Origin of the sequence: Mesonia algae (assembly GCF_003253545.1) — a bacterium.
Taxonomy (GTDB): domain Bacteria; phylum Bacteroidota; class Bacteroidia; order Flavobacteriales; family Flavobacteriaceae; genus Mesonia; species Mesonia algae.
Genome location: NZ_QKYV01000002.1, coordinates 355,791 through 370,243, shown reverse-complemented (window position 1 = coordinate 370,243; position 14,453 = coordinate 355,791). Strand labels below are relative to the sequence as shown.

Sequence of the window (14,453 nt, the reverse complement as noted above, 5' to 3'; positions counted from 1 at the left end):
AATCGACTTATTTTTATAAGACTTTAACAAGTTTAAAATTTTTATACAATTAGCTTATAATTTATAAAAAGTTAATTTCAAAGCAATGTTGGTCTTTATAATAATATCTTAAACCACAAGAATATTTGTTGCTAATCGCTTTAGCAATAGATAAGCCTAAGCCTGTAGAATTTTGTAAACCGGTTTGTTTATAAAAGCGATTAAATATTTTTTCTCCGTCAAGCGGAATATTTTTTTCAGATTCATTTTTAATAATTACAGTGTTTTTACTAATAAGTATTTCAATTTGAGAATCTTTTTTTCCGTGTTTTACAGCATTTTGAATGAGATTGGTAAATAAAATGACTGCCAAATCTTTATTCATATAATAGTTGAGATCTTCTTGTGAGATGAGTTGAATTGTTAAATTTTTATAATTAGAAAAATCATAAAAATCCTCTACTAACTGTTTAAGTAATGTATTTATATTAATATTTTCTTCAACAATAAATTGATTGTTTTCAATTTTAGTTAATAATAACAGTGATTTATTAAAGCGTTTTAATCTTTCTAGATGCTGCAAAACGCTGCTAAAGGTTTTGGCTTGTTCTTCGTTTAAATTATTTTTTTCTAAAATAAGTTCTAATTTGTTAATGCTAATAGCAATAGGAGTTTGCAGTTCATGGGAAGCATTTTCTATAAACTGTTTTTGTTGTTTAAAACTCTCTTGAGATTTATATAGTAATTGTTCTATATTTTTGTTTAAAAGAGAAAATTCTTCAATTTTAGTGGTTTCAAAAGAAATTTTCTCTTCAGTTTCAATATTAAAATTCTTGAGCTTGTCTAATAGATTGTAAAAAGGCTTCCAGGTGTTTTTTAATAAAAAATTATTGAGAATTAAGATACTCAAAATTAAGCCCAGATAGAGCCATAAAATAGAATAGAAAAGATCTGCTATAAGGTCGTCTTCTTCAACCATTGAAGTAATTACCTTTAATTTGTAGTAATTGTCTTCCATTAAAAAAGAAGTTTCGAGTAACCTAACGGGCTCAAAGTCTTCCTCGTTTTGCATAAACATTAGAGTATCTCTATAATGATCTATTCCTAATTTTTTTGGTCTTTGAGATAACTTATGAATCATATAATATCCATCTTCAAATTGTTTTTGCTCAAGTATAGAAGGATTTTTTTTTGCTTTTTGTAGCACTAAACCTTTTTGGTTTTCTAAACCATCATCCATACTATCATAAATTTCATCGAGCATAGAATAATAGAAGAATGTTGCCCATATAAAAATGATGAACAACAAAATAATTACAAAGTATTTACTGGTATAATTTAGAAGTTTCATAAAATGTCTAATCTATAACCTATTCCGTAAACTGATTTAATTTCAATATCTGACTTATGGATAGTTAGTTTTTTACGAAGGTTTTTTATTTGAGAATATATAAATTCAAAATTATCGGCTTGGTCTATATGATCTCCCCACACGTGTTCTGCTAAAGCTGTCTTGTTTACAAGTCTATTTTTATTAGCAATAAGGTAGAGTAAAATGTCTAACTCTTTTCTGTTTAAATCAACCTTAATATTATTTACCATTACCGTTCTTTCTTCAGGATTAGCTATAAGATTACCAATTTCAATATTCTTATTACCTTCAAAGTTCTTTCTTCTTAAAACGGCTTTAACCCGTGCATTTAATTCGGCCATATGAAAAGGTTTAGGTAAGTAATCATCGGCTCCTAAATTTAACCCTTTTAATTTATCGTCTAAAGAATCTTTGGCCGAAACAATGATTACACCGTCATTAATTCCATTATTTTTAAGTTCCTTTAAAATATCAAGTCCGTTGCCATCGGGTAAACCTATATCTAATAAAATACAATCGTAATTATAAATCCCTATTTTCGAAAATGCAGATTGTTTATTTGGTGCGGTTTCTACCAAAAAACCTTCTTTTTCTAAAGATTGTTTCATGTTTTCGAGCATGTCTATTTCATCTTCAATAATCAATATTTTCATAATATTTCTTTTAAAGCAAGGATTTATTTATCTGTTTAGAATTTGAAATTATAAATGTACAATTGAATTCTATAAGAAATTGGGATAATTCCGCTTGACGGATATAAAAATTCCAAATTGATTACAGTTTTAGGTCTTTAATTTGTAGTATAATTTAAAAATAAAAGCTATGAAAATCTTAAAAACAAGTTTATTATTTCTTTTTGCAAGTTTTGCAATGCACGCACAAGATTTAAAAAAAGAAGAAGTGCCTGCAAATTTAATTTCTTCATTTGAAAAAGAATTTACCAATGTTAGCGACGTAGAATGGGAAAAAGATATGGATAATTACAAAGTTGAATTTGATTTAGACCGTCAAGAACAAGAAGTTTGGTACGCACCAAATGGAAAAGAAGTTAAAAGAGAAGTAGAAATAATGTCTTCTCAATTGCCTAACAGTATTTTGTCTACCTTAAAAAATAAGTTTGCTTCATTTGAAATAGAAGATATTGAAATGACAACAATTAACAATGAGGTTACTTATGAAGTAGAGGTTGAAAATTCTAATAAAGAAATGGTATTGACTTTAGATAAAAACGGAAAAGTTTTGTCTGAAAGATTAGATTAATCTTTTAAAAAAAAATTATCATATTGTCATCTTGAGCGGCGTCAAAATCTTTTCATTAACGTAAAAATTTTTAGACAACGCTCAAAATGACATTTTTATAGATAGTGTGAGATATTAATCTTCACTTTCTTCCATGGTATGATATACGTTTTGTACATCATCATCTTCTTCAATTTTTTCTAAGAGCTTCTCTACATCTTCTTGTTCTTCTTTAGTAAGTTTCTTAGTTACGGTAGGAATACGCTCAAATCCTGACGATATAATTTCAATTTCGCGATCTTCTAATTCTTTTTGAATAGCTCCAAAACTTTCAAAAGGGGCGTAAATTAAAATTCCATCTTCATCATCAAAAACCTCTTCGGCGCCAAAATCTATAAACTCTAATTCTAATTCTTCTGCATCTAGACCTTCTGAAGGTATTTTAAAGTTACAGGTATGGTCAAACATAAATTCTACCGATCCTGACGTACCTAAGCTACCATCGCATTTATTAAAATAAGAACGAATGTTAGCAACGGTTCTTGTATTGTTATCTGTAGCGGTTTCTACCAAGATGGCAATCCCATGTGGAGCGTAACCTTCAAATAATACTTCTTTATAATCTCCTTGGCTTTTATCACTAGCTCTTTTTATCGCACGCTCAATATTATCTTTGGGCATGTTAACCGATTTGGCGTTTTGTATCACCGCTCTAAGTCTAGAATTAGCATCGGGATCTGGACCACCTTCTTTAACGGCCATCACAATATCTTTTCCTATTCTCGTAAACGCTTTAGACATAGCTGCCCAACGTTTCATTTTTCGTGCTTTTCTAAATTCAAAAGCTCTTCCCATAATATTCTATATTGATTTGAATGGTAGCAAATTTAATAAAAATACCTTTGTTATTCTACCTCGATTATCTTTTCTATGGTCGCAGCCAATTTAAAGTCTTTTTCGGTAACACCGCCAGCATCATGAGTGGAAAGAGAAATGCTTAGGGTATTGTACACATTGGTCCATTCTGGATGGTGTTGTTGGGCTTCTGCTTCAAAAGCAATACGCGTCATAATAGAGAAAGTTTCTTTAAAATCTTCAAATTCAAATTTAGTTTGAATAGAGTTTTCATGAAATTCCCAACCTTCAAATTCTTGTAGCTTATCGCTGATTTCTTTTTCGCTTAATTTTTCCATTTTTGATTTCAATTTTGTTTAAGCTTAAAGGTAATAAAGTCTAATGAAACACTATTGAATCTTCTACAACATCTTCTACGGTAAACTGTAAATTATCGGGTAGCAAATTGTCTTTGGGTAAAACGGCTATAAAACGATCTTCATTAGAGTCGTAAACATTTTTAAACGTAAGATCATGAAGGTCTATTTTCTTGCATATTTCCATCACCAAATCTTTATGATGAATTAAATCTTTACTTCCTAAATGAAAAACTCCTCCTAAATTGTGATTAATTATATAATGAATTTGCTGGGTAAATCGGGTTATGCTAGTAGCATTCATTACTACATTGGGAAAAACCTCTATAGATTCTTCTATTTTATGAAAGGTTTTTAATTCTTCTAAACGCGGAGAATTAGCTCCGTATATCATAGGAATTCTGGCGATAGCATAATTTTTTACTGGCAAACGCAGTAAAGCATTTTCAATTTTAATTTTAAAACGCCCGTATACGCTTATTGATAAGGTTTTGTCGTATTCGTAAGAGGGGTAATTGGAGAAGGCGTCAAACACATTAGAAGAAGATAGAAAAATGATTTTGTTATCGGTTTTCATTACATATTCAATGGCTTCAAAATGTGCGTAAATTTGTGCGTTAAAATTTCCGCGTAAAGCGCAAATAATAAGATCTGGTTGTAACGACTCTAATAAAAAGCTTACACTTTCTGTTTCTGCATCCCACCAATGAAATTGTTGGTTGTTATCCCAAGTACTATGCGGAGTTCGATAGGTGCCGTGGGTGTTAAAGTAGGGCAGGAGTTCTTTGTAAAGAGCCTGACCTAAAAAACCGCTTCCGCCAAGGATTAATATTTTTTTTATGTTTTTAATAAGTGTTTTTCTTTTAAAACGTGTAAAAATGAAAAACTAGTGCTAAGAAGGTCTTAAATTTTCTTGAACACTAGTTTTTTATAAATGAAAAGTAAATTTAAGCCTTATAAAAAGGCAATTTTACTACCGTTGCCGGAATGGTTTTCTTTCTAATTTGAATAAAAATAGGAGTATCTACTGCTTTAAATTCGGTTTTTACATATCCCATTCCAATAGCTTTACCTGTTGAAGGAGATTGCGTCCCAGAGGTTACATAGCCAATCTCATTACCATCTTTATCTACAATAGGGTAATCTTTTCTAGGGATTCCTCTCTCTTGCATTTCAAAACCTACTAATCTTCGTGTAGGACCTTCCTCTTTTTCTTTTTTAAATTTTTCTGAACTAATAAAATCTTTACTGAATTTAGTAATCCATCCTAAACCTGCTTCGATAGGAGATGTAGTATCGTCTATATCATTTCCGTAAAGACAAAACCCCATTTCTAATCTTAAGGTATCTCTTGCTGCAAGTCCTATAGGCTTAATTCCGTAATCTTCTCCTGCTTTTAAAATAGCAGCCCAGATAGCCTCTGCATTTTGGTTTTTGCAATAAATTTCAAATCCGCCACTTCCAGTATAACCTGTAGCAGAGATGATGATGTGCTCTTCTCCTGCAAATTCACCAATTTCAAAATTGTAGAATTTAATCGCAGCCAGATCAATAGGTGTTAAAGACTGCATTGCTTCAATAGCTTTTGGTCCTTGAACAGCTAGTAAACAATATTCTTCAGAAAGGTCTTTAATATCGGCCTCCATCGTATTGTTTTCCGCAATCCAGTTCCAATCTTTATCGATATTAGATGCATTTACTACAAGAAGATATTTTTCTTCATTCATTCTGTAGATAATCAAATCATCTACAATTCCACCATCATGGTTGGGCATACACGTATATTGTGCTTTCCCATCTACTAATTTAGAAGCGTCATTCGTAGTTATTTTTTGAATAAGCTCTAACGCTTGAGGTCCAGAAACCAAAAATTCTCCCATGTGAGAAACATCAAAAACACCTAAATTCTTACGAACTGTTTCGTGTTCAGCGTTTACGCCTTCATAAGAAACAGGCATGTTATAACCTGCAAACGGAACCATTTTGGCTCCTAATTGTTCATGTATATGGGTAAGTTGTGTGTTTTTCATAGGATAAAATTTTTGCAAATGTAAAGTATTGCATTTATTCTACCAACAATCAAATTGGAGTTTATTTACATCAAGTTTTTAAAGAATGTTATATTTGTGTAAAACAGAAAACAATGAAAATATTTACTGCTCAACAATTGCACGAAGCTGATCAAATTACTCAAAAAAATCAACAAATTACTTCTTTGGAGCTTATGGAAAGAGCGTCCACTAAAATTTTTGAGGAAATCAATAACAGACTAAATGGAGCTGAAATAAAAATTAAAGTTTTCTGTGGAATAGGGAATAATGGAGGAGATGGCCTGGTGGTGGCTAGAAAGTTAATGGAACAAGGTTATCACGTAGATGTTTATGTGGTTAATTACAGTGATAAAAGGTCCGATGGTTTTTTGGCAAATTATAGAGTGGTTAAAGAAGAAACTAAAAGTAGGCCTGTTCTTTTGAAATCTGAAGAAGATTTTCCTGAAATTAAATCTAACGATTTTGTGATTGATGCCATATTTGGAATTGGTTTAAACAGACCACTGGTAGGTTGGGTGCAAAAATTAATTACTCGTATCAACGATTCAAAAGCTTTTAAAGTTGCTATTGATATGCCTTCAGGTATGCTGGCAGATGGTGTAATTAAAGATCAACCTATTATAGAAGCAAATTATACTTTGACTTTTCAGGCTCCAAAATTGGCTTTTTTCTTACCAGAAACAGCTTCTTATGCTGGAAACGTTCAAATTATTGATATAGGTATCGATAGAAAGTATTTAGCTGAAACATCCGCGAAAGCGATATTAATAGGAAAGGAGCAAGCGGTAAGTTTATACCAACCAAGGTCTAAGTTTACTCATAAAGGAGATTATGGGCATGCATACATTGTTGGTGGAAGTTATGGTATGATGGGTAGCGTTGTTCTTTCTAGTAAAGCAGCATTAAGAACAGGAGTAGGGAAGTTGACATCGGTAATTCCGCAATGTGGGTATGATATTTTACAAACTAGTTTACCCGAAGCTATGGTAAATGTTGTACCTCACGACATTCATTTAGTTGAAACCCAATTAGAATTAAAAGAAGGTGATATTATTGGTTTTGGAATGGGAGCAGGAACTCACGAAAAATCGATTGAACTATTAACCAGTTTGCTTCACCAAGTTAAAACGCCTATGCTTATTGATGCAGACGGACTTAACATGCTGAGTAAGCATCCAGAATTATTAGAGTTAATACCAGAAAAGTCTGTTTTAACTCCTCATCCTAAAGAGTTAGAACGTTTAATTGGTAGTTGGAACAATGATTTTGAAAAGCTCGATAAGGTACAAGAGTTTTCTAAAAAATATAAAGTAACCATAGTGGTTAAAGGTTCTTATACCATGACTATTTCTAGCGATAATATTTATATAAATACCACCGGTAATCCTGGTATGGCAACGGCCGGAAGTGGAGATGTGTTATCTGGGGTAATCACAGGATTATTGGCACAAGGCTATGATCCAGCCATTGCTGCAGTATTTGGAGTTTACATTCATGCGCAAGCAGGAGATATGGTAATAGCTGATTCTGTTCCAGATGCATTAATCGCTGGAGACATCATAGAATATTTAGGAAAAGCGATTCGCAGTTTGTTTGAAAAACCTGAAACAAAAGCTTAATTTTGCGAATTGATTAACCTATTTAGAAATTAACTATGAGAGAAACCCATTATATAAGTAGAGATATATTAGATATTCACCATATTCAAAAAATAATTGATGAAAATATTCAATTAGCTTTAAGTGAAGAAGCTAAATTATATATTCAAAAATCGAGAAATTATTTAGATCAAAAAATAGATAATTCAGTTGAGCCTTTTTATGGAATAAATACAGGATTTGGTTCTTTGTGTAATGTAAAAATCTCTAAAGATAAACTCGTTCAATTACAAGAAAACTTGGTTATCTCTCATGCTTGTGGAACAGGGGATAAGGTTAATGACAAGATTGTAAAGATCATGTTGTTGTTAAAAATTCAATCTCTTAGTTACGGACATTCAGGGATCGCTTTACAAACGGTAGAGCGTTTAATTGAGTTTTTTAATAACGACATTTTACCAGTAGTTTATGAACAAGGCTCTCTTGGAGCTTCTGGGGATTTGTCACCTTTAGCACATATGTCTTTGCCATTATTAGGTAGAGGAGAAGTGGTGTACAAAGGAAAAGTAGAAACATCCGCGAAAGTATTAAAATCTAAAAAATGGGAACCTTTAGCGTTAAGATCTAAAGAAGGTTTAGCTTTGCTTAACGGAACTCAATTTATGAGTGCTCACGCTGTATTTTCATTGATAGAAGTTTATAAACATTCTTATTTGGCAGATGCTATTGGAGCGGTTTCGGTAGAAGGTTTTGATTGCAATCTATCACCTTTTGATCCATTGGTACACGAAGTAAGACCACATCGAGGACAAGTAAAAACTGCGGAGCGAATTTTGAGTTTCTTAGAAGGAAGTGAGATTGCCGCAAAAACGAAAGAAAGTGTACAAGATCCGTATTCTTTTAGATGTATTCCTCAGGTTCACGGTGCTTCAAAAGACACCATTCGTTTTGTTCATCAGACCGTTAAAACCGAAATCAATAGCGTTACCGATAATCCTAATCTTTTTGTAGAGGAGGATAAAATAATTTCAGGAGGTAATTTTCACGGTCAGCCTTTAGCTTTAGCCATGGATTATTTGGCTATCGCTGTCGCGGAATTAGCTAATATTTCTGAAAGAAGAATTTATCAACTCGTTTCTGGTCTGCGAGGTTTACCCATGTTTTTAGTTGATGACCCAGGTTTAAATAACGGGTTTATGATACCACAATATACAGCAGCGAGTATTGTAAGTCAAAATAAACAATTGTGTACTCCAGCGAGTATAGATTCTATTGTTTCTTCAAACGGACAAGAAGATCACGTAAGTATGGGAGCAAATTCAGCTACCAAACTAATTAAAGTGGTAGAAAACTTAAACTCGGTTTTAGCTATTGAATTATTTAATGCATCACAAGCATTATATTATAGAGAACCTTTAAAATCTTCACCTTTTATAGAACAACTTGTGAGTGGTTTTAGGGAAGAGGTCCCAGTAGTTAAACAAGACAAAGTTATGGCTACCGAAATTGCTAATGCTAAGCGCTTTTTGCATCAATTTAGTATAGATAAAGATTTAATGTTTTGTAGTTAATTAGGTTAACTTAAAAAATAAAAAAAGCCTTCTGTTACAGAAGGCTTTTTTTGTGATATAAAATCAATAATTTATTCTGATTCTTCTTTCTTTTTTTCAGCTTTCTTTATCTCAATGGTAAGTTCCTTTTTCTCCTTATCTAAATCCATTTTTACGTGATCACCTTCTGCCATTTTTGAAGTAATAATTTCTTCCGCTAAAGCGTCTTCTACATATTTCTGAATCGCTCGGTTTAAAGGTCTTGCACCATATTGTTGATCAAATCCTTTTTCAGCAATGAAATCTTTTGCATCATCGGTTAATTCTAGGTTGTAGCCTAAATCTTCAATTCTAAAGAACAGCTTGGCCAATTCAATATCAATAATTTTATGAATGTGCTCTCTTTCTAAAGAGTTGAAAATAACTACGTCATCAATTCTATTTAAGAATTCTGGTGCAAATGCTTTTTTAAGTGCATTTTCTATAATACTTCTAGTATTTTCATCGGCTTGAGTTTTTCTCGCTTGCGTTCCAAAACCAACTCCTTGTCCAAAATCTTTTAACTTACGTGCCCCAATATTAGAGGTCATAATGATAATCGTATTTCTAAAGTCTATTTTTCGACCTAAGCTATCGGTTAAATAACCATCATCTAAGACCTGAAGCATCATATTAAATACATCTGGATGCGCTTTTTCAACCTCGTCTAATAAAACAACCGCATAGGGTTTACGTCTTACTTTCTCAGTTAACTGTCCCCCTTCTTCATAACCTACATATCCTGGAGGTGCTCCTATTAATCTAGAAACGGCAAATTTCTCCATATATTCACTCATATCGATGCGTATAAGTGTGTCTTCGTTGTCAAATAATTCTTTTGCTAATACTTTGGCTAACTGAGTTTTACCGACTCCTGTTTGGCCTAAGAATATAAATGAACCAATGGGTTTATTAGGGTCTTTAAGTCCGGCTCTATTTCGCTGAATCGCTTTTACTACTTTATTAACAGCTTCATCTTGACCGATTACTTTTCCTTTAATTAGATTAGGCAATTCGGCTAATTTGTTACTTTCAGTTTGTGCGATTCTGTTTACAGGAATACTGGTCATCATAGAAACAACATCGGCTACATGCTCATCTGTTACGGTTTCTTTGTGTTGTTTAGATTCCTCTTCCCAACGTTCTTGAGCTACTTCTAGTTCCTTTTCAATTTTCTTTTCGTCATCTCTAAGTTTGGCTGCTTCTTCATACTTTTGCTTCTTAACAACCGTATTTTTAGTTTCTCGAACTTCATCTAATTGACGTTCTAAGTCTAATATTTTCTTAGGAACTTCAATATTGGTAATATGAACACGAGATCCAGCTTCATCTAAAGCATCAATAGCTTTGTCTGGAAGAAAACGATCGGTCATATATCTATTGGTTAGCTTTACACAAGCCTCAATAGCTTCATCTGTATAATTTACATTGTGATGAGATTCATACTTCGACTTAATATTGTTAAGAATTTCTATAGTTTCATCTACGGTTGTAGGTTCTATAATTACTTTTTGAAATCTTCTTTCTAAAGCTCCGTCTTTTTCAATATGTTGTCTGTACTCATCTAAAGTTGTAGCGCCAATACATTGCAGCTCACCTCGTGCTAAAGCAGGTTTAAACATATTGCTAGCATCTAAACTTCCAGTAGCACCGCCAGCACCTACAATAGTATGAATTTCATCTATAAAAAGAATAATATCATCATTCTTTTCTAATTCATTCATTACCGCCTTCATTCGCTCTTCAAACTGACCTCTGTATTTGGTGCCTGCTACTAAGCTGGCTAAATCTAAAGTAACTACACGTTTGTCAAAAAGAATTCTAGACACTTTTCTCTGAACGATTCTTAAAGCTAAACCTTCAGCGATAGCACTTTTACCAACTCCAGGTTCTCCAATAAGTAAAGGGTTGTTTTTCTTTCTTCTGCTTAATATTTGAGAAACTCTTTCAATTTCCTTTTCACGACCTACCACAGGATCTAATTTTCCATCGTCGGCCATTTCGGTTAAATCTCTACCGAAATTATCTAAAACAGGAGTCTTAGACTTTTTATTAGCTTTCCCTGCCTTTGGGTTTGTTCCTCCAAAAGGGTTGTTTTTTGGGGTTTCGCTAGAAGCTGTATCATCATCTGGAAAAGACTCTGAGGTAGGGCTTTCTAAATAATCATTATCTTGTGTGATCATAGATTTAAATTCGTCTTTAACATTGTCATAATCTACTTTAAGCTTATTGAAAAGCTTGGTGGTAGGATCATTCTCATTTCTTAAAATACATAATAAAAGGTGTGCCGTATTGATCGACGAACTTTGAAAAAGTTTAGCTTCTAGAAAGGTGGTTTTTAAAGCTCTTTCTGCCTGTCTTGTTAAATGTAAATTCTTTTTCTCATTAGAAAGCGTAGAGCTATCCGCGTTAAGCGGACTTAAAATTTCTACTTTCCTTCTTAAATGATCTAAATCTATATTTAAAGACTCTAGTATATCTATGGCTTTCCCATTACCATCTCTAAGTAATCCTAAGACTAAATGTTCTGTCCCAATAAAATCGTGACCTAAACGAAGAGCCTCTTCTTTGCTGTATGTTATAACATCTTTTACTCTGGGTGAAAAATTATCGTCCATTTTTGTCTTCTCTCTAAATTAAATTCAACTCATAAGTTCAAAAACCGTACCTCAATAAAGACACTATGCTAATAGACAAAATATCCGCGTAAAATCAAAGAATAGTAGCATTTAATTATTAACGAACGGCTGATAAATATTTGTTAATAAAATATACGTAAAATCTTGCATAATGGCTTTAAAGAATAGCTGAAATGCTTAAATTGCCACGTTAGAATATTAAATTAACTAAATAAATTTTTATGGCTGAAGGAGAGAAGTTAATTCCTATCAACATTGAAGATGAAATGAAATCGGCTTACATTGACTACTCAATGTCAGTCATTGTGTCACGTGCTCTGCCAGATGTACGTGATGGTTTAAAACCAGTTCACCGTAGAGTATTATTTGGAATGTATGAATTAGGCGTACTTTCCAACCGAGCACATAAAAAATCAGCAAGAATTGTAGGAGAAGTTCTTGGTAAATACCACCCCCACGGAGATACATCTGTATATGATGCCATGGTAAGGATGGCACAAGAATGGAGTCTTCGCTATATGTTGGTAGATGGTCAAGGTAACTTTGGATCTGTAGATGGCGATAGCCCTGCAGCAATGCGATATACCGAGGCTAGAATGCGTAAAATTAGTGAAGATATGCTTGCCGATATCGATAAAGATACGGTAGATCATTCTCTTAACTTTGATGATACTTTAAAAGAACCAACGGTTTTACCTACACGAGTTCCTAACCTTTTGGTAAATGGAGCTAGTGGTATTGCGGTAGGTATGGCTACTAATATGCCCCCTCACAACTTATCGGAAGTAGTTGATGGTACCATGGCTTATATCGATAACCATGATATTGAAATTGATGAACTTATAGAACATGTAAAAGCTCCAGATTTTCCTACTGGAGGAATTATTTACGGTTATGATGGTGTTCGTGAAGCTTTTAAGACTGGTCGAGGTAGAGTTGTCATGAGAGCTAAAGCCACCATGGAAGAGGTAAGAGGAAAAGAATGCATCGTGGTTACTGAAATTCCATATCAGGTGAATAAAGCCGATATGATTAAGAAAACGGCTGACCTAGTAAACGATAAGAAAATTGAAGGTATTTCCCTTATTAGAGATGAGTCTGATAGAAACGGTATGCGTATCGTTTATATTCTTAAAAGAGATGCTATCCCAAACATTGTTCTAAATACTTTATATAAGCATACGGCGCTACAATCTTCGTTTAGTGTAAATAATATTGCACTAGTAAAAGGAAGACCTCAAATGTTGAATCTAAAAGACATGATTCAATATTTTGTAGAACACCGTCACGAAGTTGTAGTTAGAAGAACTGAATTTGAATTAAAGAAAGCAGAAGATCGCGCACACATCTTAGAAGGTTTAATTATTGCTTCTGATAATATTGATGAAGTAATAGCCTTAATTCGTGCATCTAGTAATACAGAAGAAGCTCGTCAAAAATTAATAGATAGATTTGAGTTAACAGAAATTCAAGCGAAAGCCATCGTAGAAATGCGTTTAAGACAATTAACAGGTCTTGAGCAAGACAAACTACGTGCTGAGTATGAAGAGTTAATGAAAACGATTGAGGACTTAAAAGATATTCTTGCAAGTAAAGAAAGAAGAATGTCTATCATCAAAGAAGAACTTTTAGAGATAAAAGAAAAATATGGTGATGAAAGACGGTCTGAAATTAACCACGCAGGAGGAGATCTTAGTATAGAAGATATGATCCCAGATGAACAGGTAGTAATTTCTATCTCTCACGCAGGATATATTAAAAGGACTCCACTTTCAGAATATAAGAAACAAAATAGAGGAGGAGTAGGTTCTAAAGCCACGACTACTAGAAATGAAGATTTCTTAGAGTATCTTTTTGTGGGAACCAATCACCAATACATGATTTTCTTTACACAACAAGGAAAATGTTATTGGATGCGTGTCTACGAAATCCCGGAAGGAAGTAAGTCTTCTAAAGGGAGAGCGATTCAAAATTTGATTAATATAGATCCTGAAGATAGAGTAAACGCTTTTATTTGTACTCAAGATTTAAAAGACGAAGAATATATTAATAGTCATTATGTGATTATGGCTACTAAAAAAGGGCAGGTTAAAAAAACATCCCTAGAGCAATATTCTCGTCCGAGAACAAATGGTATTAATGCCATTACAATTAAAGAAGGTGACGAATTACTTTCTGCTAAACTTACAACAGGAGATAGTCAAGTAATGTTAGCGCTTAAAAGTGGAAAATGTATCCGTTTTGAAGAGAGTAAAACACGTCCAATGGGTAGAAATGCTTCTGGTGTAAGAGGTATTACTTTGGCTCATGATAAAGATGAAGTGGTAGGAATGATTGCTGTAGAGAAACCAGAAGAAGAAACCGTTTTAGTAGTTTCTGAAAATGGTTATGGTAAACGTACATTCATCAATGACCCTGAAACGGGAGAGGAGATTTATAGAATCACCAACCGTGGAGGTAAAGGAGTAAAAACCATTTCCATAACCGAAAAAACAGGAGAGCTGGTAACTATCAAAAGTGTAACTGATAATGATGATTTAATGATCATTAATAAATCAGGAATAGCTATTAGAATTGCGGTAGAAAGCTTACGTACCATGGGGCGTGCAACGCAAGGAGTTCGTTTAATTAATTTAAAAGGAAATGATTCTATTGCTGCAGTTGCTAAGGTTGCTAATGAAGATGATGATGAAAATGAGGATATTTTAGATGCTACCGTAAATGAAGATGGCACAACTATTGAAAACACCAACGACGAAGAAGAATAAACAAAAA

The 14,453-nt window shown here is 33.1% G+C and carries 11 protein-coding genes; 4 read left to right on the top strand and 7 right to left on the bottom strand.

What is annotated here, in order from left to right; all coding sequences use genetic code 11:
* Positions 1–61 precede the first annotated feature (61 nt).
* Both LX95_RS04890 and LX95_RS04885 read right to left on the bottom strand, forming a co-directional pair.
* Positions 62–1,330, bottom strand: coding sequence for a sensor histidine kinase (locus tag LX95_RS04890; protein WP_111540316.1), 1,269 nt, complete (start codon positions 1,328–1,330; stop codon positions 62–64).
* Positions 1,327–2,004, bottom strand: coding sequence for a response regulator transcription factor (locus tag LX95_RS04885; protein WP_111540315.1), 678 nt, complete (start codon positions 2,002–2,004; stop codon positions 1,327–1,329). The genes LX95_RS04890 and LX95_RS04885 overlap by 4 nt, the downstream gene beginning before the upstream one ends.
* 169 nt (positions 2,005–2,173) lie before the next feature.
* On the opposite strand from LX95_RS04885, the gene LX95_RS04880 reads away from it, so the two are divergent.
* Entirely contained in the window at positions 2,174–2,611 is a 438-nt protein-coding gene (locus LX95_RS04880; protein WP_111540314.1) for a PepSY-like domain-containing protein, read from the top strand.
* 114 nt (positions 2,612–2,725) lie between these two features.
* Here LX95_RS04880 and LX95_RS04875 read toward each other — a convergent pair whose 3' ends face one another.
* From LX95_RS04875 to gcvT, 4 genes are all read right to left on the bottom strand, one after another.
* Positions 2,726–3,445: a YebC/PmpR family DNA-binding transcriptional regulator gene (locus LX95_RS04875; RefSeq protein ID WP_111540313.1), complete on the bottom strand. Its 720-nt coding sequence runs from the start codon at positions 3,443–3,445 to the stop codon at positions 2,726–2,728.
* A gap of 50 nt (positions 3,446–3,495) precedes the next feature.
* On the bottom strand, positions 3,496–3,783 hold the full coding sequence (locus LX95_RS04870; RefSeq protein ID WP_111540312.1) for a 4a-hydroxytetrahydrobiopterin dehydratase: 288 nt from the start codon (positions 3,781–3,783) through the stop codon (positions 3,496–3,498).
* Between the two features lie 40 nt (positions 3,784–3,823).
* Positions 3,824–4,627: a sugar nucleotide-binding protein gene (locus LX95_RS04865; RefSeq protein ID WP_317047013.1), complete on the bottom strand. Its 804-nt coding sequence runs from the start codon at positions 4,625–4,627 to the stop codon at positions 3,824–3,826.
* 121 nt (positions 4,628–4,748) lie between these two features.
* The gene (gcvT, locus tag LX95_RS04860; RefSeq protein WP_111540310.1) at positions 4,749–5,831 is read right to left on the bottom strand and encodes a glycine cleavage system aminomethyltransferase GcvT; all 1,083 of its coding nucleotides are present in this window, start codon (positions 5,829–5,831) and stop codon (positions 4,749–4,751) included.
* Positions 5,832–5,944: 113 nt separating this feature from the next.
* On the opposite strand from gcvT, the gene LX95_RS04855 reads away from it, so the two are divergent.
* Both LX95_RS04855 and hutH read left to right on the top strand, forming a co-directional pair.
* The gene (locus LX95_RS04855) at positions 5,945–7,471 is read left to right on the top strand and encodes an NAD(P)H-hydrate dehydratase (RefSeq protein ID WP_111540309.1); all 1,527 of its coding nucleotides are present in this window, start codon (positions 5,945–5,947) and stop codon (positions 7,469–7,471) included.
* 35 nt (positions 7,472–7,506) lie between these two features.
* Complete coding sequence (gene hutH / locus LX95_RS04850) at positions 7,507–9,021, top strand: histidine ammonia-lyase (protein WP_111540308.1); 1,515 nt, start codon at positions 7,507–7,509, stop codon at positions 9,019–9,021.
* 71 nt (positions 9,022–9,092) lie between these two features.
* Here the strand turns inward: hutH and LX95_RS04845 are convergent, their stop codons facing one another.
* A complete protein-coding gene (locus LX95_RS04845; protein ID WP_111540307.1) occupies positions 9,093–11,657 on the bottom strand; it encodes an ATP-dependent Clp protease ATP-binding subunit in 2,565 nt (854 codons plus the stop codon).
* Positions 11,658–11,899: 242 nt separating this feature from the next.
* On the opposite strand from LX95_RS04845, the gene gyrA reads away from it, so the two are divergent.
* Positions 11,900–14,446 carry a DNA gyrase subunit A gene (gene gyrA / locus LX95_RS04840; RefSeq protein WP_111540306.1) on the top strand — a complete coding sequence of 849 codons (2,547 nt, stop codon included), beginning with the start codon at positions 11,900–11,902 and terminating at the stop codon, positions 14,444–14,446.
* Positions 14,447–14,453: the final 7 nt, after the last annotated feature.